At 60.4% G+C, this 22,607-nt stretch carries 29 protein-coding genes, 2 tRNA genes and 1 pseudogene; 18 read left to right on the top strand and 14 right to left on the bottom strand.

Translation table 11 applies throughout. The features are described 5' to 3' along the window. Positions 1-6 precede the first annotated feature (6 nt). Genes RYH74_RS08590 through RYH74_RS08580 form a run of 3 tightly spaced genes read right to left on the bottom strand, consistent with a single transcriptional unit; the run spans position 7 to position 2,934 of the window. Positions 7-1,452, bottom strand: a complete 1,446-nt coding sequence (locus RYH74_RS08590) for an ATPase domain-containing protein (RefSeq protein WP_286100131.1) — start codon at positions 1,450-1,452, stop codon at positions 7-9. Between the two features lie 6 nt (positions 1,453-1,458). Continuing rightward, complete coding sequence (locus tag RYH74_RS08585) at positions 1,459-2,616, bottom strand: two-component system sensor histidine kinase NtrB (protein WP_317409263.1); 1,158 nt, start codon at positions 2,614-2,616, stop codon at positions 1,459-1,461. A 42-nt stretch (positions 2,617-2,658) separates the two neighbouring features. Continuing rightward, the gene (locus tag RYH74_RS08580; RefSeq protein ID WP_075045621.1) at positions 2,659-2,934 is read right to left on the bottom strand and encodes a hypothetical protein; all 276 of its coding nucleotides are present in this window, start codon (positions 2,932-2,934) and stop codon (positions 2,659-2,661) included. A gap of 201 nt (positions 2,935-3,135) precedes the next feature. Between RYH74_RS08580 and RYH74_RS08575 the strand changes: the two genes are divergently transcribed. Both RYH74_RS08575 and RYH74_RS08570 read left to right on the top strand, forming a co-directional pair. Continuing rightward, positions 3,136-3,220, top strand: a tRNA-Leu gene (locus RYH74_RS08575). 103 nt (positions 3,221-3,323) lie between these two features. Next, on the top strand, positions 3,324-3,737 hold the full coding sequence (locus RYH74_RS08570; protein WP_025339679.1) for a DoxX family protein: 414 nt from the start codon (positions 3,324-3,326) through the stop codon (positions 3,735-3,737). A 1-nt stretch (position 3,738) separates the two neighbouring features. Here the strand turns inward: RYH74_RS08570 and RYH74_RS08565 are convergent, their stop codons facing one another. Next, entirely contained in the window at positions 3,739-3,936 is a 198-nt protein-coding gene (locus RYH74_RS08565) for a hypothetical protein (RefSeq protein WP_025339680.1), read from the bottom strand. 260 nt (positions 3,937-4,196) lie between these two features. On the opposite strand from RYH74_RS08565, the gene RYH74_RS08560 reads away from it, so the two are divergent. The 3 genes from RYH74_RS08560 (at position 4,197) to RYH74_RS08550 (ending at position 6,711) form a co-directional block, all read left to right on the top strand. Next, positions 4,197-4,871, top strand: coding sequence for a polysaccharide lyase family 7 protein (locus RYH74_RS08560; protein ID WP_317409262.1), 675 nt, complete (start codon positions 4,197-4,199; stop codon positions 4,869-4,871). A 389-nt stretch (positions 4,872-5,260) separates the two neighbouring features. Next, entirely contained in the window at positions 5,261-6,271 is a 1,011-nt protein-coding gene (gene adhP, locus RYH74_RS08555) for an alcohol dehydrogenase AdhP (protein ID WP_025339682.1), read from the top strand. Positions 6,272-6,474: 203 nt separating this feature from the next. Continuing rightward, positions 6,475-6,711: a hypothetical protein gene (locus RYH74_RS08550; protein ID WP_075045625.1), complete on the top strand. Its 237-nt coding sequence runs from the start codon at positions 6,475-6,477 to the stop codon at positions 6,709-6,711. A gap of 318 nt (positions 6,712-7,029) precedes the next feature. Here RYH74_RS08550 and RYH74_RS08545 read toward each other — a convergent pair whose 3' ends face one another. After that, positions 7,030-8,244 (bottom strand): aldose 1-epimerase family protein, encoded by a 1,215-nt coding sequence (locus RYH74_RS08545; protein ID WP_317409261.1) that lies wholly within the window; start codon positions 8,242-8,244, stop codon positions 7,030-7,032. Between the two features lie 217 nt (positions 8,245-8,461). Here RYH74_RS08545 and RYH74_RS08540 point away from each other — a divergent pair, with 217 nt between their 5' ends. The 4 genes from RYH74_RS08540 to RYH74_RS08525 all read left to right on the top strand — a co-directional run bounded on the left by RYH74_RS08540 (position 8,462) and on the right by RYH74_RS08525 (position 11,099). After that, complete coding sequence (locus tag RYH74_RS08540) at positions 8,462-9,355, top strand: LysR substrate-binding domain-containing protein (protein WP_317409260.1); 894 nt, start codon at positions 8,462-8,464, stop codon at positions 9,353-9,355. Positions 9,356-9,453: 98 nt separating this feature from the next. Next, complete coding sequence (locus tag RYH74_RS08535) at positions 9,454-10,158, top strand: SDR family oxidoreductase (protein WP_015270889.1); 705 nt, start codon at positions 9,454-9,456, stop codon at positions 10,156-10,158. 55 nt (positions 10,159-10,213) lie between these two features. Beyond that, entirely contained in the window at positions 10,214-10,768 is a 555-nt protein-coding gene (locus tag RYH74_RS08530; RefSeq protein WP_054572101.1) for a pyridoxamine 5'-phosphate oxidase family protein, read from the top strand. Positions 10,769-10,808: 40 nt separating this feature from the next. Beyond that, complete coding sequence (locus tag RYH74_RS08525; RefSeq protein ID WP_015270891.1) at positions 10,809-11,099, top strand: DUF1330 domain-containing protein; 291 nt, start codon at positions 10,809-10,811, stop codon at positions 11,097-11,099. Between the two features lie 123 nt (positions 11,100-11,222). Here RYH74_RS08525 and RYH74_RS08520 read toward each other — a convergent pair whose 3' ends face one another. After that, complete coding sequence (locus tag RYH74_RS08520) at positions 11,223-11,669, bottom strand: hypothetical protein (RefSeq protein WP_180355391.1); 447 nt, start codon at positions 11,667-11,669, stop codon at positions 11,223-11,225. A 151-nt stretch (positions 11,670-11,820) separates the two neighbouring features. Here RYH74_RS08520 and RYH74_RS08515 point away from each other — a divergent pair, with 151 nt between their 5' ends. Next, the gene (locus RYH74_RS08515) at positions 11,821-12,114 is read left to right on the top strand and encodes a hypothetical protein (RefSeq protein ID WP_085720553.1); all 294 of its coding nucleotides are present in this window, start codon (positions 11,821-11,823) and stop codon (positions 12,112-12,114) included. A gap of 202 nt (positions 12,115-12,316) precedes the next feature. Beyond that, entirely contained in the window at positions 12,317-12,538 is a 222-nt protein-coding gene (locus RYH74_RS08510; RefSeq protein ID WP_015270895.1) for a hypothetical protein, read from the top strand. Positions 12,539-12,996: 458 nt separating this feature from the next. Here RYH74_RS08510 and RYH74_RS08505 read toward each other — a convergent pair whose 3' ends face one another. Further along, complete coding sequence (locus RYH74_RS08505) at positions 12,997-13,221, bottom strand: hypothetical protein (RefSeq protein ID WP_085720552.1); 225 nt, start codon at positions 13,219-13,221, stop codon at positions 12,997-12,999. A 52-nt stretch (positions 13,222-13,273) separates the two neighbouring features. Next, positions 13,274-13,459 carry a hypothetical protein gene (locus RYH74_RS26460; protein ID WP_015270896.1) on the bottom strand — a complete coding sequence of 62 codons (186 nt, stop codon included), beginning with the start codon at positions 13,457-13,459 and terminating at the stop codon, positions 13,274-13,276. Positions 13,460-13,806: 347 nt separating this feature from the next. Here RYH74_RS26460 and RYH74_RS08500 point away from each other — a divergent pair. After that, positions 13,807-14,247 (top strand): annotated as a pseudogene (locus tag RYH74_RS08500) (Rad52/Rad22 family DNA repair protein); the annotation flags it as partial. Between the two features lie 425 nt (positions 14,248-14,672). On the opposite strand, the gene RYH74_RS08495 reads toward RYH74_RS08500, so the two are convergent. Together RYH74_RS08495 and RYH74_RS08490 are read right to left on the bottom strand one after the other, a co-directional pair. Further along, complete coding sequence (locus RYH74_RS08495; protein WP_054572103.1) at positions 14,673-14,969, bottom strand: hypothetical protein; 297 nt, start codon at positions 14,967-14,969, stop codon at positions 14,673-14,675. Between the two features lie 114 nt (positions 14,970-15,083). Further along, a complete protein-coding gene (locus tag RYH74_RS08490; protein ID WP_054572104.1) occupies positions 15,084-15,296 on the bottom strand; it encodes a hypothetical protein in 213 nt (70 codons plus the stop codon). A gap of 399 nt (positions 15,297-15,695) precedes the next feature. Between RYH74_RS08490 and RYH74_RS08485 the strand changes: the two genes are divergently transcribed. Continuing rightward, positions 15,696-15,962 (top strand): hypothetical protein, encoded by a 267-nt coding sequence (locus tag RYH74_RS08485; RefSeq protein ID WP_317409259.1) that lies wholly within the window; start codon positions 15,696-15,698, stop codon positions 15,960-15,962. Positions 15,963-16,054: 92 nt separating this feature from the next. On the opposite strand, the gene RYH74_RS08480 is transcribed toward RYH74_RS08485, so the two are convergent. Together RYH74_RS08480 and sohB are read right to left on the bottom strand one after the other, a co-directional pair. Further along, positions 16,055-16,128 (bottom strand) — tRNA-Cys (locus RYH74_RS08480). A gap of 154 nt (positions 16,129-16,282) precedes the next feature. Continuing rightward, complete coding sequence (gene sohB, locus RYH74_RS08475) at positions 16,283-17,302, bottom strand: protease SohB (RefSeq protein WP_023662815.1); 1,020 nt, start codon at positions 17,300-17,302, stop codon at positions 16,283-16,285. A 197-nt stretch (positions 17,303-17,499) separates the two neighbouring features. Between sohB and RYH74_RS08470 the strand changes: the two genes are divergently transcribed. The 4 genes from RYH74_RS08470 to RYH74_RS08455 all read left to right on the top strand — a co-directional run bounded on the left by RYH74_RS08470 (position 17,500) and on the right by RYH74_RS08455 (position 20,750). Then, positions 17,500-18,210, top strand: coding sequence for a histidine phosphatase family protein (locus RYH74_RS08470; RefSeq protein WP_075045628.1), 711 nt, complete (start codon positions 17,500-17,502; stop codon positions 18,208-18,210). 56 nt (positions 18,211-18,266) lie between these two features. Continuing rightward, complete coding sequence (locus tag RYH74_RS08465; protein WP_003257405.1) at positions 18,267-18,584, top strand: SCP2 sterol-binding domain-containing protein; 318 nt, start codon at positions 18,267-18,269, stop codon at positions 18,582-18,584. 294 nt (positions 18,585-18,878) lie between these two features. After that, the gene (locus RYH74_RS08460) at positions 18,879-19,946 is read left to right on the top strand and encodes a phosphotransferase family protein (RefSeq protein ID WP_137164348.1); all 1,068 of its coding nucleotides are present in this window, start codon (positions 18,879-18,881) and stop codon (positions 19,944-19,946) included. Between the two features lie 36 nt (positions 19,947-19,982). After that, entirely contained in the window at positions 19,983-20,750 is a 768-nt protein-coding gene (locus RYH74_RS08455; RefSeq protein WP_085615066.1) for an SDR family oxidoreductase, read from the top strand. Here the strand turns inward: RYH74_RS08455 and RYH74_RS08450 are convergent, their stop codons facing one another. Both RYH74_RS08450 and RYH74_RS08445 read right to left on the bottom strand, forming a co-directional pair. Further along, the gene (locus tag RYH74_RS08450) at positions 20,751-21,572 is read right to left on the bottom strand and encodes a class I SAM-dependent methyltransferase (protein WP_085706466.1); all 822 of its coding nucleotides are present in this window, start codon (positions 21,570-21,572) and stop codon (positions 20,751-20,753) included. 232 nt (positions 21,573-21,804) lie between these two features. Beyond that, complete coding sequence (locus RYH74_RS08445) at positions 21,805-22,155, bottom strand: hypothetical protein (RefSeq protein ID WP_016498900.1); 351 nt, start codon at positions 22,153-22,155, stop codon at positions 21,805-21,807. A gap of 114 nt (positions 22,156-22,269) precedes the next feature. Between RYH74_RS08445 and RYH74_RS08440 the strand changes: the two genes are divergently transcribed. Further along, positions 22,270-22,560: an RcnB family protein gene (locus tag RYH74_RS08440; protein WP_061551178.1), complete on the top strand. Its 291-nt coding sequence runs from the start codon at positions 22,270-22,272 to the stop codon at positions 22,558-22,560. The last annotated feature ends 47 nt before the right edge of the window (positions 22,561-22,607 follow it).

The raw sequence follows: 22,607 nt of genomic DNA, 5'->3' as shown, positions 1-22,607 counted from the left end.
GCCCCGTCACCCGCTCCCCTGCGGCACCGGCGTTCCCGAGAGCACACCGCAGGCGCCGTCGAACGCCTTGCGCAGGGTAATGCCTTGCGGCCCGATCAGCAGCTCGTGCAAGGCAGGGTCATGGTGGCTGTCACGCACCTTGAGGATCGACAGCATGCGCCGCAGCTGCGAATCCAGCTCGACGAAGCGCATCAGCATCAGGTTGTCGACGATACTCGACAGGTCTGGGGCCGGGGCGCTGATTTCCGCGCCGAAGATGTCGCGCATTTCCCAGGTCAGCATCACGCTGACATCGCGCGCGCGCAGCTCGCCGGCCAGGGCGCGGAAAAACGCATTGAGCCGCGCCGGGTCGATGGCCAGGCGGCTGAACGCCCCCAGGCTGTCGATCAGCACGCGCCTGCTGCCTTGCGCTTCGACCCGCTCGAGCAGGCGCGCGCCGACCTGGTCCAGCAGGCCCTCGGTGGTCGGCTGCCAGCACAGCTGCAGGCTGCCGCCCTGCTCCATGGCTGCGAAATCGTAACCCAGCGACGCGGCCTTGATACGCAGGCGCTCCGGCGTTTCGTAGAAGCCGAAATGCAGCCCCGGCGCCTGCGGGCTGCTGGCACCGAGAAAAGCCAGGCCCAATGACGTCTTGCCAATACCCGAGGGCCCGATCAGCAGGCTGACCGAGCCCGTGGCCAGGCCGCCACCGAGCATTTCATCCAGGGTCGCCACCCCGCTGCTGACGCGCTCCAAGGTGGCGCTGCCCGCCTGGCTGGGGTGGCTGAACAGCGACTCCAGGCGCGGGTAGACATGCATGCCGGCTCCATCGATGAGGCATTCATGGCGCCCCGACAACGCCGCACTGCCCCGTGTCTTGCGCAGCTGGATATGGCGCACGGCGCGGCTGCCGAACAGTTGCTCGCCCAGTTCGATCACGCCGTCGACCATGGTGTGCTCCGGGCTGCCTTCTTCCAGCCGGGCGCTGGTCAGCAGCAGCACGGTGCAACCGGCAAAGGCCGCATGGCCCTGTAGTTCGGAGACGAATTTCTTGGTGTCCAACGCGGTTTCCGCACGCACCCGGGCATTGAGCACGCCATCGACGATCAGCAGGCTGGCCTGCTGGCGAGCGATTTCCTGGCGCAGCAGCCGTACCACGGCGTCCAGGCCTTCCTGCTCCAGGGTGTCGAAAGCACTGACGAACTGGATCGGGTCGCCGACCAGCGCCGGGTCGAAGAACTCCAAGGTCGCCAGGTACTGGAACAGTCGCTCGTGCGACTCGCTCAGCAAGGTGGCCACCAGCACCCTGCCACCGCCGCGCACATGCCCGCAGGCCAGCTGGTTGGCGAGGATGGTCTTGCCCGCGCCCGGCGGGCCCTGAATGATGTAGGACGCGCCAGCCACCAGGCCACCCTGGAGCAACGCATCGAGCCCATCGATCCCCGTCACCAGCCGCCTGAGTGCCTGTGCCATGGTGTTCTACCTGTCGAGTTGGCTGTCCGTCTGCTGATAGATTGGCAAGTAAAGCTGCATGCAAGTTCCCCGGTCGGGCTCACTGTCCACGCAAATGGCACCACCGCTCTGCCTGGCAAAACCATACACCTGGCTTAGGCCCAGGCCAGTCCCCTTGCCAAAGGGCTTGGTAGTGAAAAACGGTTCGAAGATCCGCGGCAGTACCGCTGGCGCGATGCCCTCGCCGCTGTCTTCCACCTCGAAACGCACAAACCCGCCGTGCAGGCCTTCCACCTCGCCGGCCAGTTCGACCACATCGACGGTCAAGCCGATCCGGCCCTGCCCCGTGATGGCATCGCGGGCATTGAACAACAGATTGAGCAGCACCATCTGCAATTGCCCGGCATCCACCTCGATCAGGGGCAGGTCTGGCTGCAGCACAACCTCCAGGTCAATCGAACCGGGCAGCGCATGCTCCAGTAGACCACGGGTGGCGGCAATAAGGTTCGCCGGGGCGACGCAAGACACATCAAGCTTGCGGTGGCGGGCAAAGCTGAGCAGCTGCTGGGTCAGTTCGGTGCCCCGCTGCCCGGCATCCAGAATATGCTGCAGCATGCGCTGGGCGCGTGCCGGGTCCTTTGTGGCCAGCGCCAGGCGCGCCGAGCTGATGATGATGGTCAGCATGTTGTTGAAGTCATGCGCCAGGCCACCGGTCAACTGGCCGAGGGCCTCCAGCTTCTGTGCCTGGAACAGCTGGGCGCGTACCGCGTCCAGTTGCAGCGCCGACTCGCGGCGGTCGGTGATGTCCCGGGTCACCTTGGCCAGGCCGACGACCTGGCCCTGGTCATCGCGAATCACATCCAGCGCGGCCAGCGCCCAGAACTGCGTGCCATCCTTGCGTACGCGCCAGCCTTCATCCTGCGCCACGCCCTGCTCCAGCGCCTGGCGCAGCAAGCGCTCCGGGCGGCCTTCGGTGCAATCCTGCGGGGTGAAGAACAACGAGAAATGCTGGCCGATCACTTCATCGGCACGGTACCCCTTGATGCGTTGCGCGCCTGCGTTCCACGACACCACATGGCCGGATGGGTCGAGCATGTAGATGGCGTAATCCACCACCGACTGAACCAGCTGTTCATAGCGGTGGGCAGGCATGACAGGGTGGTCGAGGCAGTCAGCTGAAACCATGCGAGCTCCACCGGTACGGCAGGAGGGAAGATAGGGCGAGGTTCAACGCTCGGGCTCAACCAGTACCGGGCTGATGCGCCGCGGCATCGCCACTTTCAGCAGCCACAAACCGACCAGCAGGATAAGCCCGCCACCGGCCAGGGCCATCAGGCGCTGCGGTTGAGGGTGTTCGGCATCGAACCCCAGCATCAGCAGGTAACCGCCCAGGCTGATCAGGCTGAGGTAGAGAAACGCCCCCAACACGACTACCAGCGCGAACAACAGTCGCCAGAACAGCCGTGGGCGCACGATACGCTCGGAAGCACTGGACTGATTCATCACCGCACACTCTTGGATCCAATAAAGGGGCAACAGTGGCGTAATGACAGCAAGGTGTCAATTGCCCATTCGATCGACCCTTCACTCTGTTGATCATAGGTGCTGTGGTTGACTCAACTATAACAATGGGTTATAAAGCGCGCTTGATTGCGAAGCCCTTCTGCTTAGAAGCGAGCTGGTCGTCACGACCCCTTCAAGCGTGCGAGTGTGGTGGAATTGGTATACACAGCAGACTTAAAATCTGTCGGCGTGAGCCTTGCGGGTTCGAGTCCCGCCACTCGCACCAAATTCTTTGCGAAGGCGCCCTTGCGGCGCCTTTTTGCTGCCCGCCAGCAATCCTTTGCGCAGCTGCTAGAGTGGAGCTTGTACCCGCCCACTGGAACGCCGCCATGCGCTACTCCCTGTTCGATGGTCAACGCGACATCATTATCCTGATTGCCCGTGTGCTGCTGATGATCCTGTTCGTCTTGTCTGGCTGGGGCAAGCTGACCGGGTTCGAAGGCACGGTCGGCTACATGACCTCACTGGGCGCCCCTGCCCCCATGCTGGCAGCGGCAGTTGCCGTGCTCATGGAGTTCGTCGTCGGCATCCTGCTGATCCTCGGTTTCTACACCCGGCCGCTGGCCTTCCTGCTGGCGCTGTTCGTGCTGGGCACGGCGCTGCTGGGTCACCCGTTCTGGAGCATGGTCGACCCTGAGCGCAGCGCCAACATGACCCAGTTCCTGAAGAACCTCAGCATCATGGGCGGCCTGCTGATGCTGGCAGTGAGCGGCCCGGGGCGTTTCTCGGTAGACGGGCGCTGAGTCAGTCGTCTTCGCAGTCGTCGAACCAGGCTGGGTGATCGCGCTCCTCGTCATCGAGGTCATCCAGCGTTTCCTCGTCTTCCTCAACCTCGTCCTCGGCGCCCTGGGCATCCGCTTCAGGCTCGATATCGTCGTAGAGGAATTCGTGGTCAAGCAGGTGATCGTGCTCGGGTTCGTGCAGGTCGTCTTCGTCGTGCATGCTGGCTCCTGGGCTGGTGGCAGGCCTGTATAGGCTGATCGGCTGCACAGGTCAATGCGTTACCGCTTAATGCTCGGTTAACCGGCCGGGTCCACTCTGCAGGCTCTCCCTTCAAACGTTGCTTGCCCGCCTCCCATGGCGGGCTTTTTTATCCCCTGGGTTTTCCCTTCGTCCAGCCTTGGCAAATCACAGTGAACTGCGCCCATGCTGGCCAGGCTCGCAAATGATGCAGGACCTGTCGTTTTTCAAGGAGAAAGCCCATGGCTGTGTATATCGACAACCTCATCATCACCACTCCCGTGCCGAAGTCCGCGACCAACCCGGTGGCGCTGGAGTTGACCGGCGCCCAGGCGCTGGCGACCCTGCCCGAAGTCATCGCCCGCCTGAGCGACGGCTCGATCCGCATGACCGCCCCCACCAAAGGCGCCTCCAGCAAAAGCACCCACCGCACCCGCTGCGAGTGGAAGGAGCCCACGTACTGGGCGCTGAACAGCGGCGCCCGACACCGCAATCACCAGACCATGACACTGCAGAAAGTGAACTTTGCGCAAAAAGTGGTGATTGCCCAGATGCACGTCAAAGACGACGACAACCCACCCATCAAGGTGTTCTGGAACAAGGGCAAGATCACCGTGGGCTTCCGGACCGACTTCAACCAGACGGCCACGAGCAGCAGCACGGTGCTGGCCGACGTACCGCTCAGTGCCCGTTTCGATGTGAGCATCGACGTGACGAACAACGGCGCCTGCACGGTCAGTGCAAGCTGCAACGGCCGTATTGGCAGCACATCGCCTCTGCAACTGGGTGCGACCTGGGCGACGCGCACGCTCAACTTCCATGGTGGGGTATACAACCAGGTGGACTACACCGACGACACGCCTGCCGAGGACGGCTCGGTGTGCGTCATCAGCCAACTGGAACTGAGCCATGCATGACATGCTCATGACCTGACCTTCACGAAATACTGACATCCGGGTGGGCACACTGGCCCTGCTCCGTATGTTCTTGCAGCCCGCCGCATTATTGCCGCGGGCTTTTCTTTTTGTGCCGAGCCTTACGCACAACCCTGCAGGAGCGGCCTTGTGTCGCGATGGGCTGCAAAGCAGCCCTAACAACTTATGCGCCACTGCTGAAATCCCGGGGCCGCTCTGCGGCCCTTTCGCGACACAAGGCCGCTCCTGCAAGTGCCCGCGCAGGGCAGGTACCTGCTGCGTACAAGCCTCCCACCCCAGACCATGACCTGAAGCAGTTTTGCCCCACCCAGCAAGGGCTATGCTAACCCCGGCGATAACCCAAGCTCATTCGGATAGACACGGAGGCTCCTATGAAAGCTGCTGTTGTTGCACCAGGCCGTCGCGTGGATGTGGTGGAGAAAACCCTGCGCCCCCTCGAGCACGGTGAAGCGCTGCTGAAGATGCAATGCTGCGGTGTGTGCCACACCGACCTGCATGTGAAAAATGGCGACTTCGGTGACAAGACCGGTGTGGTGCTAGGCCACGAAGGCATCGGCGTGGTCCAGGCAGTAGGGCCAGGCGTCACCTCGCTCAAACCGGGCGACCGCGCCAGCGTGGCCTGGTTCTACCAGGGCTGCGGGCATTGCGAGTATTGCAACAGCGGCAACGAAACCCTGTGCCGCGAAGTGAAGAACTCCGGCTACACCGTGGACGGCGGCATGGCCGAAGCCTGCATCGTCAAGGCCGACTACTCGGTAAAAGTGCCCGACGGGCTCGACTCCGCTGCCGCCAGCAGCATTACCTGCGCCGGCGTGACCACCTACAAGGCGGTGAAGATCTCCAACATCCGCCCTGGCCAATGGATCGCCATCTACGGCCTCGGCGGCTTGGGCAACCTTGCCCTGCAATATGCCAAGAACGTCTTCAACGCCAAAGTGATCGCCATCGACGTCAACGAAGAGCAACTGCGCTTCGCCAGCGAGATGGGCGCCGACCTGGTCATCAACTCACGCACCGAGGATGCCGCCAAGGTCATCCAGGCCAAGACCGGTGGCGCCCATGCCGCCGTGGTTACCGCCGTTGCCAAGGCTGCCTTCAACTCGGCCGTTGATGCCCTGCGCGCGGGTGGCCGCCTGGTTGCGGTCGGCCTGCCTTCGGAAGCAATGAACCTGAATATCCCTCGATTGGTGCTGGACGGTATCGAAGTGATCGGCTCGCTGGTCGGTACCCGCCAGGACCTGCAGGAAGCTTTCCAGTTTGCGGCGGAAGGGAAAGTGGTGCCGAAGGTGACCCTGCGGCCGATCGAGGATATCAACCAGATCTTCGATGAGATGCTGGAGGGCAAGATCAAAGGGCGAATGGTGATTCAGTTCGAGGGGTGATGGCCCATGTGCGCTGGCTGTTGGTGCAGCGCACGCTACCCTGCTGCATTCGAGCGCGGGCGGTCAGAGATGGCTTCCGCCCCTTGTAAAGTGAACCAATGGGTGCGCCTAGTAAGCGCTATGCTTCATATACGTTTTTGTCCAAGTCGTGGTTTGTAGTTGCTTCGCAAGCAGAAAACTGGCTAGCACATCGGGGTGAACGTATGGGCATCCGCAGCTTGGCGAAAAACCTGCCACCCGATCCGGACAATGACGGCTGGGTGCTTGGATGGGGCGTACTGAGAGACCGGCATCCCTGGCATTTCGTCGATGTTTATGCCGACCAGAAGACTGCCAGGGCCGAGGCGGAGCGCCGCGGGGTTGGCTATGTTGTGGAGTTCGGCTCGCACCGCCTGGGATCGGATGAGTTCGTTTGCGGGATATCCCCGCCTGAAGGCTAGCGTTTGAATGGACGGAGCGGCGGGCGATGGATCCTGCGGCCGTAGGCGACAGACAGCTATCGACCCACGGCGGACACTGATCCAAAGCTCTGTAGTCAGTACCGGCCTCATCGCCGGCAAGCCGGCTCCCACAGGAGTATCACCAGCCTTCAGACATGCGCTGTACTTGTGGGAGCCGCGCTTGCCGGCGATGGGCCGCGAAGCGGCCCCGGTTACAGATGTCCGCTTTGGGTCGAAAGCAGCCTTTCAGCAAAGGCATGAAACCAACAACTTTGATAGTTCTGACTAGTCGACGAGGCCTACATGCCCTGGTCGGCGTTACCCCTTGGTCAGATCAACCAATGGCGTCTGTCGCACCTCGGTTTCGCGCCCACCCTGTATCTCGCCAACCTGCTTCAAGGCCTTGTCCACTGCCACCTTGTCCGCCAACAAGCTGTAGCTGATGTGGAACTGCCTGTTTTCCTTCGGTCCGATTGTCGGCACCAGGTTCAGTGGCCGCTGGTAACGGCGGTTGTAGGAAAAACTCGTCCCCGGCTCGAGCCCGGTCACATAACCCTGGCCTTGGGTATCGGTATTTTTCCACAGTGAAAATACAGGCAATGTCCGAGTATTGAAGCCGACCGAAACGCCCAGACTGCCAGCCTTGTCATGCAACACGGCCAACGTATTGCCCTGATCATCGGCATACGGCACCACGTTATAAACCGTTTCGTCATAGTCCTTGGTGGGCGCTCGGTAGGTTTGCCAATCGGCCAGATCCTCCCTTGCCTTGTCGTTGAACGGCGACACCTGTTTCACTGGCGCGGCGAACCGAGCACCCTGCTCCAGAAACGGGGTGCTGAAGTTACTGTGATACAGCGCCTGGTATTCCTTCGGATAATCGCCGTTGTTGGTCAGAGTGTCGTTGAGGACGAACATCACGCTGCCCGGTTCGGTGACCAATTCAGTCACGACGGAGAAGTCGACCTTCTTGAACGCCTGCTCTTTCAGTTCGCCACGCAGGCTGATGGCGTATGGTGGTTTCTCATCGATGTGCAGCGTGACTTTGTTCGCAGGTATGTTGGCGGCCCGACCGTGCAGGGTCAGCAACTCGCCATTGTCGACGCCGGGGTGGCCGACCCATTCGTAACCGCAGCGGGCGACCAGTTCGTTGAAGCCCTCCAGCCAGCCCAGGCCATTGCGCCCATTAAGCTCGATGAAGGACGGGTTGACCACTTCCTGGACCGGCGAATCCCAGCCCATGCGCACATTGCCGACCGACGCCTGCAAGACGTTCATTCCACGGGTCGGCACTATCGAAAGTTTCATCGTACCGTTATCGATGTCGACGATGCTGACACCCTCTTGCCGGCCTCCGTGCAAAGTGCGCAAGGTAACGCTGAAGGGCTTGTCGGTTTTTATGCCAAGTTGCTGGCTGGTGATCTGCCAGTTCTGGGCGGCTTTGTCGGTGTCGAGCAGAACGTAATCCCAGGCCATGGTGTGGGAGGCTGCGGACAGGGCGCCGAGAGCAACGAAGAATTTGAGGAGGGGCATGACAGGTTGCCTTTCTTGGAGTTGTTCCCCTTTATAGACACGAAGAAACGTTTCAGCAAGCTAGCCAAGCGATGCTTTCGATTGGCACAGGTTTCTTTAGCTAGTTGCAGGGAGTAGCCTCGGCACAGTGAATCTTTCGAGCCCGATCAGGTTATCAACCTTGTGAAAGCATCAGAGAGACAGAACAATTGCCGAACTCGATAGAATCTTGATTGCCATGCCAGACGGTTTCCCTGATTTGCCCTCGCTGAACGCGTTACGTGTTTTTGAAGTGGTGGCTCGCCGCTTGAACTTCCGTGTGGCTGCCGAGGAACTGGGCGTGACCCAGGCGGCAGTTGCCCAGCAGATACGCGGGTTGGAGGCGAGCCTGGATCTGCGTTTGTTTGAACGCCTGCCCCGTGGCTTGGCGTTGACTGATGCGGGCCTGGGCTACAGCGGAAGCATTCGCAGTGCACTGGCCATGATCGACGAGGCAACACGCCTGCTTCGGCCACAGACTTCTCACCTGACAGTCAGCGTTACACCTACCTTCGCCTCGAAATGGCTGATTCCCAGGCTCGGCAATTTTGCGCAGAGCCACCCAGACATCGATTTGCGTGTGCTGGCAACCGACCGGCTGTCGCACTTCAGCACCGATGGTGTGGATATCGCTGTCCGCTATGGCAAGCCCGAGTTCGGAGCAGGTTTGAATAGCGAGCTGCTGATGGAGCAGCGAATCATTGCGGTGGCCAGCCCAAGGCTGTTCGAAGGCAGCGAAATACCTGCCAGCTTTGCGCAGTTGCAGGACTTCGTCATGTTGCACGATGCCCATAATTTCTGGCCTCAGTTCCTTGCAGAGCTGTTCCCACAACACATGCAGCCCACAGCCAGAAACCTGCGTTTCAATCAGACCTCATTGGCCATTGAAGCGGCAATCAGCGGTCAGGGCATTGCCCTGGCCAGCCCTGCGTTCGTCGGTGATGACATTGCCGCAGGCCGGCTGATGCAGGTTTTTACCCAGCAACTCAGGATCGACAAGTCGTTTTATCTGGTCTGGCCACGCAAGATGAAACAGCCAGACTCGTTGAGCGTGGTCCAATGCTGGCTCAAGCAACAAGCTGCGGATAGTTAATCTATCGTAATAGTGAAGTTTAGCTGTCTCCCTCACCAATGGGGCTGCTGCTAAGGTGAATGCACCTGAAAAATCAGCATTGAGAGATTGGAGGCAGCATGTCAGTAGAAAAAGTTGCAATTATCACGGCAGGTGGCAGCGGCATGGGCGCTGCGGCAGCACGACGCCTGGCCGCCGAAGGCTTCAAGGTTGGGGTTCTTTCCTCTTCGGGCAAGGGCGAGGCGTTGGCTGCCGAGCTCGGCGGTATTGGTGTAACCGGTAGCAACCAGTCGGTTGAAGACCTGCAACGCCTGGTCGACGCTGTCGTGGAGAAGTGGGGCCGTATCGATGTGCTGGTCAATAGCGCCGGCCATGGTCCACGCGCGCCAATCCTGGAAATCAGCGACGAGGATTGGCACAAGGGCATGGATACTTACCTGCTCAATGTCATTCGCCCGACTCGCCTGGTGACGCCTTACATGCAGCGTCAGAAGAGCGGAGTGATCATCAACATCTCCACTGCCTGGGCGTTCGAACCCAGCGAGCTGTTCCCGACTTCTGCGGTATTCCGCTCGGGCCTTGCCGCATTCACCAAGATCTTCGCCGACAATTTCGCCGGCGATAACGTGCGCATCAACAATGTCCTCCCCGGCTGGATCGACAGCTTGCCGAGCACCGAGCAACGCCGCGACAGCGTGCCGCTCAAGCGCTACGGCACCAGCGAAGAAATCGCTGCGACCATTGCGTTCCTTGCTAGCGAAGGCGCGGCCTACATCACTGGGCAGAACATCAGGGTCGATGGCGGCGTAACACGCAGCATTTGATCGTCCGTGGCCGCAGCACTGCTGCGGCCCTCGTTTCATGGAGCCTGGTTTTTTCATGCTGGACGATCTGTTTCAAAGCATATGGGCGCAACTGGCGATCCCGGTCGGCCCGGTGCGCAACCCTTATCGGCTCATGCAACTGTCCACCCTGGACGAGCAAGGATGGCCCGTCTCCAGGACAGTTGTACTGCGAGATGCCGACGCCCGTGCAGGCGCGCTGTACTTTTACGCGGACAGGCGCTCGGCAAAATGCACGCAGATTGCCGTTGATCCACGCGTTGCACTAACGGCACTGAGCCCTTGCGGCCTGACCCAGGTGCGCATGGAGGGGCTTGCCACCCTGGTCGAGGACATCGAGTATCGACGACGCTGCTGGTCGACGGCGCGTGACAAGACACAGGCATTGTTCCGTCATGGCGCTGTGCCGGGGCAGGTGATTGAAAGCCCTGAAGTCGCCTACGAACGCATCCAGGGCGGTTTCGAGCACTTCGCAATCCTATGCATCGAGCCGCGAGCGCTGGAGTGGCTGGATCTCACACGACCCGTTCAGCAACGGGCGCGCTTCCTGCGCCATGAAGGATTGTGGCAATCCTGCTGGCTGGCTCCCTGAGGCAGGCTTCTCGTACAGAACATGCAAACAGGAGTAATTGATGAAAGGTTACTGGATCATTCTGGGGACTGCTGTTACCGACACGCAGGCGCAGCAGGAATATGGCCGGTTGTGGGCGCCAATCGCCGAGCATTATGGCGCCAGGCTCAAGGCTCTCGATTCGACAGCGCTGGTCGAGTCGCATACCAGCACACGGGCGCTGGCGGTCGAGTTCGACAGTTATGCCCAGGCCCAGGCGTGCTATGCCGATCCCGCCTATTCGCAAGCAAAGGCGATGGCATTACGCGCCTATCGTCGTGAGTTGCTTATCGTTGAGGGGGATTTAGGCTGATCAAGGGTTCGCTGATACGGATGCCATGGGACGATAGCGTCCGGCATTGTTCCTCTCCTCCAGCGCAATACTGAACAGCTCTGCCAAAAGAAAAGGCACCCGCAGGTGCCCTCTCAATACCGTTTACGGAATGAATCGAGTGCCACAAGCGTGGCACATCCAAGTGCGGCGCCACTCTTCCAGTTTGTCGTACTGTGCGACGTTGAATTTCCAGTGGCGAACGAATCCAATTACACCGACGGTGATAAATGTCGCGCCTATGAAGAACCTTGACCAATCAACGCCCCAGAAGGTGTTCATAAGCTTGAGGCCATCGTACAAGATGATTGCACCAACCCCCGTAAGGATGACCGGGCCAAGCAAGCGCTTACCTGGAGGTGGACCGACGCTTGCCGCCAAATTGGTCTGATGCCGACCTGAAGTTTCAACGGTCACGCTTGGTCCGAATCCGGATTGGGACTGCGCTTGGTGGGTTGCTTGTATGTGAGAAGTGCCAGCAGCATGGATGATAGACAGAAGCTGGACGTTTTGACCTTGGCATTGCGGGCAGCAGATTGCGTTATTGCTCACCACGTATTCATTCCTTTGAGGGGTGAAAGGCGAGCATTCTAAGGCAATTGCATACATCAGCGCACTACGCGACTTTATCCGAGCGCTATTCACGACTTACCCCGCCCACAAACAAACCTACCATCCACCCCATCTGTGTAGGAGGACCGCCATGGGCGCACTTCGAGCAGCACAATGGCAGTACGACAACCAGTTGCCGCCTCCGGTGAGCGAGAGCGCGGCTGAGGAAGCTGAGGCGCGCTGGTTCGACGATGGCATCGCGGAGCTGTTGGCGCGCCGTAACGTAGTCTTCCAGCGCAACTTCCACCAGCGTGGCGTGACCTACGAGCGCTTCGCCCAAGCGGTGGATGAGTTCGCGATGGGCCAGCTTGAAGAGATAGCTCGGCAGCTACTCACTCCTTTTGCCAAGGAAACGGTGCTGGCCCAGGCCGAGGACGCGGAATGAATCCCCACAGCGTGGCGGTGAGCGCCATCGAGGCAGCAATCGAGACGATGCTTCTACCGGGTCTGGCCCGGTGGAGGATGCGAAGGCCGAGACGATGGTCGTCGCCTACTTCTCCATCCTCGATCCTCGTCATCGACTCCAACGAGTTCAAACATTACTGCGAGCGCATTCGGCGTATTGCCGTTCGGCGCAAGGAGGCTGCATGACAACGCCACTGATCACCACGCTCATTGATGAGCAGGTCGCTGAACTGCCCGAGAGTCAGGCAATGCCCGGCGACCGGGTGCTGATGTTGTTCAAGGGTCCGACCTTCGCGGCCGCGATGCACCAGGCCGAACTGGCCAGTATCGAAAATCCGCAGGCCTGGAACTGCCGGGCCTGCATCTGCGGAGAGTCGACCTTGGGCTACGAGGTTCGGGTGTGAACTCCTACCAGCGGGCCCGCCACTTGGTCATTTGGCGCGAAATCAACACCCAAAGAGCCCGGCACCGGGCCAGGCTTTTACATTTAGGCCCATCTACAGCTGAACGTTATTCCAATGGGCGCTTGTGATAACTATAACGCTCTGCATGGGATACCCTCGATGGGTCCGGCGGGCCCTGCTTCTGCCCTCTTCGAAAGGGAGGGCTGTCGAAATTGTCGTCACAGTTCTCTTGGAAAGCGCTCTCACTCTGATCGACTGATCTCTGTAGCCGCCCCTCATTATCGGCTGGCTGACTGACCTGTCTGTCACTATCTACGCCATACCTATCTCTGGACATACACACCTCTCAATGCTCAGAAGTCCTGAGCTATTTGAGTATGCGCTTCCCACTCTTCCAGAAGAGATAAAGCGGACCACTGGGACAGGGCTTGGGCTGAGTTGGCATCCAGATCGTATGCTCAATCCAGCTCACTCATACGCCTGTCGCCTGTTTCTTTCATTTTGAAAAGGAGGGTGAAACTGCCGGTAAGGCTTTGCCGTAGCTTTTGGGGCATTGCGAAGGAAAAATGGATGAGCCACGAACCATCTTTCAATCGAAATGTATCACCCCGGTAAAGAGCTACATCCGCCTCGCTCACTCCAATCCGCACGGCAATATCTGAATCACTTGGCGCATCAAACACGGTTGTGCCCTCACGTTCACCATGGAGCGAGCAAGCAGTGCATCTGGGCGCGCTATCGTTTGTGAATCGGCTTGGCCGTGTGAGGGTTCGTCCAAACGACCTTCGGCTTGCTCGCTAGCACGCCGCTGACTCCAGAAGGAACGCTTTCAATCTGGCCTCCCTGCTTGATGAACAAGTCAGTCTGTTCATTCAAGCGCTCATGGGCACGCTGCGTCTCTGGGGAAATGGCCTGGTGCATAAAAGCTACCTCTTAGTGAGAAGCCGCAGAAAACGGCTACGCAGCCACTATACAGGGAATTTGAAGCACCCGTGGGAATTAGAGCCAGATACTGAAAAATGCCAACATAATAAACGCAAAATCCTGCAAGTTTTGTTTAGAAATCCGTAAACCAAACCATCCGCCGCCGCTATAACGCAGCATCTGCAAGCATTTATCGCCGCTTTTCTTCGCGTCCCGGTGAGGCGCAAATGCCCGCCAGAGCGCACAACCATAGCCGACGCCCAGGCCGCTTGGCCTACATCAGGGCTTGACCTGGCATTTCCCCTATTACAACTGACGGCGCCGGCCTGGCGCGAGGTTTTCCAATGTCCACAACCAACATGCGCATCTGGGAGCAGGTGCAGACCACCGATACCCGCTACACCAAGAACGCCGAGGTCGGCGGCCAGAAGATCACCAACCTGAACGGCACCGCGACGGTCATGAAGGCGACCGAAATGTTCGGCCCGGTCGGTATCGGTTGGGGCTGGAAGGTGCTTGAGGAGCGATTCGACGACGGTCACGAGGTGTTTTCCGGCGAAGGCGACAAGCGAATCTGCTTGGGCCGGGAGATCGGCCACACCGTCAAAATCCAGCTCTGGTTCATGCAGGACGGCCAGCGCGGCGAGGTCGAGCAGTACGGGTGCACCCGGCACCAGTACAAGACCAAGTACGGCATGACCTCTGATGGTGAGGCGCCGAAGAAGTCGTTGACCGACGCCATCAAGAAAGCCCTGTCCATGCTGGGCTTCAGCGCCGATGCGTATGCCCATCCTACGTCGCCGGCGTCATCAAGGTGGACGTGGCAGCTCTCTGGGCCGAGCAACCCGACAGGATGACGACCGTATAGGTCGAAAGCTTCGCATGCAGGCGCAGGCGCCGAGAGGCATGAAACCTAGTTTTCGACGTGGCATCCAGCTTCTTGTACAGATTCTTAAAGCTATCAGTTCCCGACATTGCGCGTCCTCCGTGCGACAGGCGCGCATCTTGTAATTGAGGCTTTCCCAGCCCACAGAAAACCGGTCCAGCAACACCGACCCACGCGATGTGTTCATCAGGCTCAACCCGCTCGGCCTGAGCGAGCAAGTACTGCGCAAGGACAGTAATGACTTCGAAGACCAGCGCACCCACAGCGACTACCTGCTGTTCCTGGCTGGCTACCGCGAAACGCACCAGCAACCCCTCTCCCCTATCACGAGCAGGCTACCTGGTCGAATTTTGGGAGAGTTTCTGTGGCAATGCGGCGAGCCCGTCCGACGCCCCAGGCTAAAGCCCTGGTCATTGATTCACCGGGACGGGAATCGAACGCCTCCTCGTGAAGGGCCATGCCCGTCGAGGCATAGACTCCAATGAACATTTGCGTGTTACCTGCGCGCGACAGTCGCACCTGTACATCTATGTGCGTTCCATCGCCAAGGGTCTCGTCATGAGTGCGGTGGTGAAGCGAAGGATCAGCCCATTGCCAGAAAACTTCACCGCGTATCCTCATGTCGATCTCCTACGACTTTAGTTGTATGCGATAGGTGAACTTTCACAATAGCGAACACGAAGCGGTTATCAACCGCAGCGGGAGATACTGAAAACTGAATCGGACAAGCGGCGATCAGTCTTCGTCCGGCGGCTCAGGCAGGTGCATCGTTGCAGCAAAAGCCATCCATTCTTCAAAAATGCGTCGGTGCTGGTCGCAATCCGATCGCCAGCTGGAGGAGGACGTCACACCATACACAACCTGACTCATCGTTTGAGCCGTGTAGGTATCGAGCTTTCGAAGCAGTTCGTACGCATGAAACTGTTGATCCTTGCTAATAGAGCTCATGTGATCCACCGCTAATGAGGAGCGAAGCACTCCTCGTGACCGGTGGACACCCCGCCACAGATTAAAGTCACCAGAACTTAAACTTTTTTCGCCAACTGCCGCGATATGGCGGCCAAGGACGAAGTCATGCCTGAAGACAGCAACCGGCTTGGCCGGACCACTTCCGCTATATCGACGAGATTAGCACTGACGGGATAGGCGCCGGTTTGCGTATCCGGATAAAGCGAAGGCCCTTCATTCCTACAAAGTGAGGAAGCGGCACCAGCTCGGACATGCCCAGCTCGCCATGGAGCGTGCCAAGACTGCTCTGGAAGATCTCAATGGCGTGGACGCGATTGCAGACGAGCGACTGTGCTCGGGTGGCGACTTCATCAAAGAACTGAACCGGGATGACTATTAATGACCCGCCTCGCCCTCTGCCTCCTGCTGCTGGCCACCGGCGCCAGCGCAGGCGAATTGCCCAAAGGTGTTGACGTCTTCCACGACGACGAGCGCGGCGCAACCTGCTGGACCTTCGGTTTCGACTGGCGCGACGGCATAAGTTGCATCCCCGACAGCCAGCTGCAGGCCGGCAACCAGCTCCAGCTTTCCCCGCACGAAACCCAACCCGAACCTACACCCGCTATGGCGCCTGGGCGCTGGATTGATGAGAGGTATCAGCCGTGAGCCCCAGGATTGTCCCAAATGGCCGGGGTCAACAAAATCCGCAGGCATTAAAAAAGCCCCGCAACCTCAATGGTTGCGGGGCTTTCGAATGGTGGAGGCCGAGGTCGGAATCGAACCGGCGTAGACGGATTTGCAATCCGGAGCATAACCACTTTGCTACTCGGCCTCAAAGGTCGGATCTAGCAGCTTGCGCTTCGCTATCTCCTTGAAACGCTGAACCTTTTTCAAAGTTTGCTGCGTTTCGATGGGCGCCATTATGTCTTCATTCCTTTAACCTTGCAACCCCCTGAACGAAAAAAAATTTCAACGGGTTCAAGGTGTTAGCGCAGGCGACCGAGTTTACTCCACAAGCCCACCACTGTGTTCTCCACGGTGCCACTGGCAGCCATGCCGATTCGCTCCTGCAGGCTCTTGCGTTCGGCGTAGTGCAGGTGGAACAGGTTGGCGTTGCGCGCGCGTTCGCTGAGGTACTCGTCGCTGGTCTGCAACTCGTCCACCAGCTTGCGGTTGAGTGCCGCGACGCCCAGCCAGACTTCGCCGGTGGCCACTTCGTCGATGTGCAGCTGCGGGCGATAGCGGGCAACGAAGTCCTTGAACAGCTGGTGGGTGATGTCCAGGTCTTCCTGGAACTTCTCCCGGCCCTTCTCGGTGTTCTCGCCGAACACGGTCAGGGTGCGCTTGTATTCACCGGCGGTCAGCACTTCGAAATCGATGTCGTGCTTCTTCAGCAGGCGGTTGACGTTGGGCAGCTGCGCCACCACGCCGATGGAACCCAGTACGGCGAACGGTGCGCTGACGATCTTCTCGCCGATGCAGGCCATCATGTAGCCGCCGCTGGCGGCCACCTTGTCGATGCACACGGTCAACGGGATGCCGGCCTGGCGAATGCGCGCCAGCTGCGATGCAGCCAGGCCGTAGCTGTGCACCAGGCCGCCACCGCTTTCCAGGCGCAGCACCACTTCGTCACGCGGGGTGGCGAGGGTCAGCAGCGCGGTGATTTCGTTGCGCAGGCTTTCGGTGGCAGAAGCTTTGATGTCGCCATCGAAGTCCAGCACGAAGACCCGGCCCTTTTCCTCGGCCTTGCCCTTCTTCTGCCGCTTTTCCGCCTTGGCCTGCTGCTTGCGCAAGGCCTTGAGCTGGGCCTTGTCGAGCAGGCCGGATTCCAGGCGCTCGCGCAGGTCCTTGTAGAACTCGTTCAGGCGAGTGACCTGCAATTGCCCACCCGATTTGCGCCGCCCCTTGCCGCGCAGCCCGGCTATGGCCGACAGCACTATCAGGATGGCGATGACCAGGGTGGCGGTTTTGGCGAGAAAGCTTGCGTATTCAGCAAGAAACTCCACGTTGACTCCTTAAAGACTTGCGCCACTACGGCGCGTAACTGTAGCAAGCATACCGTTGCGCCTGAGGTGCTGCCAGCCGTGGCAAACGCTGGCAACACCTTTCAAACAACCTTTTCAAACGCTTGTATGTTTTTTCGTTGACAGCCCGTGTGCCGCATCCTAACCTCGCAGCAACCTCCAACAGGCCGGAACCTTTCGTGGGCAACCTCTACCTGATCCGACATGGCCAAGCCTCCTTCGGCGCCGATGACTACGATGTCCTCTCGCCCGTGGGCGTGCGCCAGAGCCAGGCCCTGGGTGAGCACCTGGCCCAGCTCGGTGTAAGGCTGGACCGCTGCGTGGCAGGCGACCTGCGCCGCCAGCAGGATACCGCGCGCCTGGCACTGGATGCATTGCACGCCAATGGCTGCCCGGTGCCGGCTGTTGAGACCGATGCAGCATTCAATGAGTTCGATGCCGATGGTGTGATCCGCGCCTTGTTGCCCGGGCTGCTGCCTCAGGAGCCTGACGCCCTGCACATCCTGCGCAATGGCGCGCAGCACCGCAGCGAGTTCCAGCGCCTGTTCGCACTGATGGTGCAGCGCTGGCACGATGGCGAACATGCCGACGATGGCCTGGAGACCTGGCAGGCGTTCACCGCCCGCGTGCAAGGCGGCCTGCAGCGCGTACTGGATGCCGCCGGTAGCGGCGACAATATCGCCATCTTCACCTCGGGCGGCACCATTGCCGCCCTGCTCCACCTGGTTACCCGTATCACCCCCGGCCAGGCGTTCGCGCTGAACTGGCAGATCATCAACACGTCGCTCAGCCAGCTGAAGTTCCGCGGCCGCGACGTGGCACTGGCTTCCTTCAACAGCCAGGCCCATGTGCAGCTGTTGAGGGCGCCGGAGCTTGTCACCTATCGATGAGCCCGGCTTGTTGTGTCCCTGCGGGGACGTGTAAATCACTCTATAAGGAATGCGCCATGACCTCCGTAGCTGATGCCGTCAAAAAGATGCAAGAGAAGTTCAACCCATCCGCTGCCGCCGGCCTGGACCTGGTGTTCGGCTTCAACATCACCGACGAAGACAAGCACTACGCGCTGATCGTCAAGGACGGCACCTGCGATCTGCAGGAAGGCGAAAACCCGGATGCCAACTGCACCCTGGTAATGGACAGCGAAACCCTGAAGGGTATCGTCAGCGGCGAAACCGACGGCATGCAGGCATTCATGGGCGGCAAGCTGCGCGTTGAAGGCGACATGATGCTGTCGATGAAGCTCAGCGAGCTTTTCCCGTCCTGAGGGCTGGAAATAGCGGATGATCGAAAAACCGAAGCCTGACCGGCTTCGGTTTTTTTTTGCCCGCCTGTTCGGGCCCTATCGCCGGCAAGCCAGCTCCCACAGGGTCAGCATCTGCCTGCAGAACGCCGCTGTACCTGTGGGAGCTGGCTTGCCGGCGATAGGGGCAGTCGCTTCATCAAGGCAGTTGATCAGGCAGCAACACCCTCACCTATATGGCATCTGGCACGCTTGTCCCATCCCCAGCGGACCATTAGATTAGCCAATAGTCCTTGCGATCGAGAATAAGGAAAACGCATGACGCTCACCGACCAGTCCACCCAGGTACGCCCCGGCGAAGAACTCGACGCGGCTGTCATCGACCCTTACCTCAAAGCCAACATCCCCGGCCTGGATGGCCTGCCGAGCATCAGCCAGTTCCCTGGCGGCGCCTCCAACCTTACCTACCTGGTCAGCTACCCGGGCCGCGACTTCGTGCTGCGCCGTCCACCGTTCGGGCAGAAGGCCAAGTCGGCCCACGACATGGGCCGCGAGTTTCGCATCCTCAACCAGCTCAACAGCGGCTTCCCCTACTGCCCCAAGGCCTATGTGCATTGCACCGACAGCAGCCTGATCGGCGGCGAGTTCTACGTGATGGAACGGGTCAAGGGCATCATCCTGCGCTCGGACATCCCGGCCGAGCTGGACCTTGACGCCCACCGCACCGAGGCCCTGTGCAAGAGCTTCATCGACCGCCTGGTGGAACTGCACCAGGTGGACTACAACGCCTGCGGCCTGGCCGACCTGGGCAAACCGGAAGGCTATGTGCAGCGCCAGATCGAGGGCTGGACCAGCCGCTATGAAAAGGCCCTGACCCCTGACGCCCCGCGCTGGGAACAGGTGACCGCGTGGCTGCACGAGAAAATGCCCGCCGACCACCCGCGGCCCGGCATCGTGCACAACGACTACCGTTTCGACAACGTGATCCTCGATGCCGACAACCCCATGCGCATCATCGGTGTGCTGGACTGGGAAATGGCCACCCTCGGCGACCCACTGATGGACCTGGGCAACAGCCTGGCCTACTGGATCGAGGCCGATGACCCGGCGCCGGTGCAGCTGATGCGTCGCCAGCCGAGCAACGCGCCGGGCATGCTCACCCGCCGCCAGTTCGTCGATTACTACGCCGAGCGCGCCGGCATCCGCCTGGACAACTTCGATTACTACTATTGCTATGGCCTGTTCCGCCTGGCCGGCATCGTCCAGCAGATCTACTACCGCTATTACCACGGCCAGACCCAGGATAAGCGCTTCGCCCAGTTCATCCACATGAACCGCTTGCTGGAGCAGATGACCTTGCAGGTCATCGCCAAGTCCAGCCTCTGAGCCCCGACCTCGACGACGGATAACAAGGAAAACAGCATGTCCAAGACCCACCTGTTCGACCTCGACGGCAAGATTGCCTTCGTTTCCGGCGCCAGCCGTGGCATCGGCGAGGCCATCGCCCACCTGCTGGCCCAGCAAGGTGCCCATGTGATCGTGTCCAGCCGCAAGCTCGACGGTTGCCAGCAGGTGGCTGACGCCATCATCGCCGCCGGTGGCAAGGCAACGGCGGTGGCCTGCCACATCGGTGAGCTGGAGCAGATCCAGCAGGTGTTCGCCGGCATCCGCGAACAGTTCGGGCGGCTGGACATCCTGGTCAACAACGCCGCTACCAACCCGCAGTTCTGCAACGTGCTGGATACCGACCCAGGAGCTTTCCAGAAGACCGTGGACGTGAACATCCGTGGCTACTTCTTCATGTCGGTAGAGGCCGGCAAGCTGATGCGCGAGCATGGTGGCGGCAGCATCATCAACGTGGCTTCGATCAACGGGGTTTCGCCCGGCCTGTTCCAGGGCATCTATTCGGTGACCAAGGCGGCGGTCATCAACATGACCAAGGTCTTCGCCAAGGAATGCGCGCCGTTCGGGATCCGCTGCAACGCCCTGCTACCGGGCCTGACCGACACCAAGTTCGCCTCGGCACTGGTGAAGAACGACGCCATCCTCAATGCCGCGCTGCAGCAGATCCCGCTCAAGCGCGTGGCCGACCCCAAGGAAATGGCCGGCGCCGTGTTGTACCTGGCCAGCGATGCCTCCAGCTACACCACCGGTACCGCGCTCAATGTCGACGGTGGCTACCTGTCCTGATCAGGCTTTTACTGCAACCAGGGTGTAGCTCAGGGGCAGGCGTGCGGGCTGCTCGCGCAGGCGATATTCACCGTCGTCGCCCTTGACCATCTGCCCCGGCAGCGCCTCCCAGGGGATGCTCTGGTGCTCGACCAAGGCGGTCAGCTGCAGACCGTGGGCCAGCAAGGCGCTGATCACCTCGCCCAGGCCGTGGTTCCACTCGTGGGTTTCGGTGTGGGAAAGGCGCTGCTCGGTTTCGACGTAGGTCTGGTCGTTGTGCCACACCGTCGGTTCTTCGTGCTCGAAATACGGGTATTCGAGTTGCAGGCGGTCCTGGTGGTCTTCGTTGACTGCCATCAGCATCGGGTGCCCGTCGCGCAGGAACAACCGCCCGCCCGGCTTGAGCAGGGCCGCGACTGTACGCGCCCACGGCTCGATGCGAGGCAGCCAGCAGAGCGCGCCGATGCCGGTGTAGACCAGGTCGAACGTGCCGGCCGGCAACACTTTGTCGGCGGCGTAGACGTCAGACTCGACATACGCGATGGGTGCCGCACAGCGCTGGGCCAGCGCCCGCGCCTCGGCCAGCGAAGCCGCGGAATAGTCCAGGCCACAGACCTTGGCGCCAAGGCGCGCCAGCGAGAGGGTATCGGTACCGATGTGGCACTGCAGGTGGACGGCGTTGAGCCCGTCGATATTGCCAAGCAACGGCAGGTCGAAGCGTACGGTTTCGGAAAGGTGTTCGGGATGCTGGACGAGCCGTTCGACTTCGTAGTCGTTGGAAGCAGCGTGCAGCGGGGCACGTTCATCCCAGCTGGCGCGGTTGAGTTGCAGTGAGCGGTCCATGGTGTCTTCCTTGATTCGTGGGGGCTCATGCTAGCCTCCACCAATCTCCCAGCGACACAAAAGCCTTGCTAAAAATTGTAATGCTGGCGCGGTCACTGTGGGAGCGGGCGTGCCCGCGAAGAAACAACGCGGTGGCTGGCACCGGCTACGCCGGTGTTCGCGGGCGCGCCCGCTCCCACCCGACCCCACAGAGCTCCTGCCAAGTCAGCCAGCCATGTGCAGTCGCCAGCCGTTACAGGCAGGTCGCCGCTGCCGCCCGGCGCTGCAGGGCCACACCGTCGTTCTTCTGCGCGTAGTAATCCACCCGCGCCCCACCCGCCTGCGGATACACATCCACGAACGCCTCGGCTTCACGGGTATACACCGTGAACCCACCCTGCTTGCGTGGTTCCAGATAACCACTGGCGTCGTCGCCGAACACCTTCTCCTCCTGCCAGCTGAACTGGATGCACTGGGCTACCAGTTCCGGCGCCTTGTGCGAGTCGAGCTGCGCGGTCGGCTTGCCGCCGCGGGCCGTTTCCATGGTCGCAGAAGCACAACCGACCAGCATCAGCGCCGCGGCCATCGGCAGAATCGCACGCATGTTCCATCCTCAGGGTAAAAAAGAAGGCGACTCTAGCACTGGCAAGCATCGCGAGTGAATTGTCACGCGCAGGTGGCTGTCGCAGATAAGGCATTCCGCCACAAGGAGAACGTCATGAAATTGCACTACCTGCTGTTCGCCGCCCTTCCCTGCCTGCCCCTCGCTGCCACCGCAGCCCCCTCCGGCGAAGAAAGCATCACCGCGCCAGAAACCCACAACCGCGAGCTCAAGGTCGGCGACAAGGCACCCGACCAGTACAAACGCGATGACCAGGCAATCAAGGACTGGAAAACCAAGGGCCTGCCAGCGCCGGAAAAGGAGAGTCACTGGGTAGACATGGGAGGGCGCTACGTGCTGGTGCAGATCACCAACGGTGTGGTGCTGGCAATTCAGCCAACCCACTGATTCCACATTTTCCCCGCCGCTCATCGCTGGCACGACAAATTTTTGCC

It is taken from the genome of Pseudomonas sp. LSJ-87, from assembly GCF_032971465.1.
In the GTDB taxonomy this organism is placed as follows: domain Bacteria; phylum Pseudomonadota; class Gammaproteobacteria; order Pseudomonadales; family Pseudomonadaceae; genus Aquipseudomonas; species Aquipseudomonas putida_Z.
This window is presented reverse-complemented; position numbering and strand designations above follow the sequence as displayed.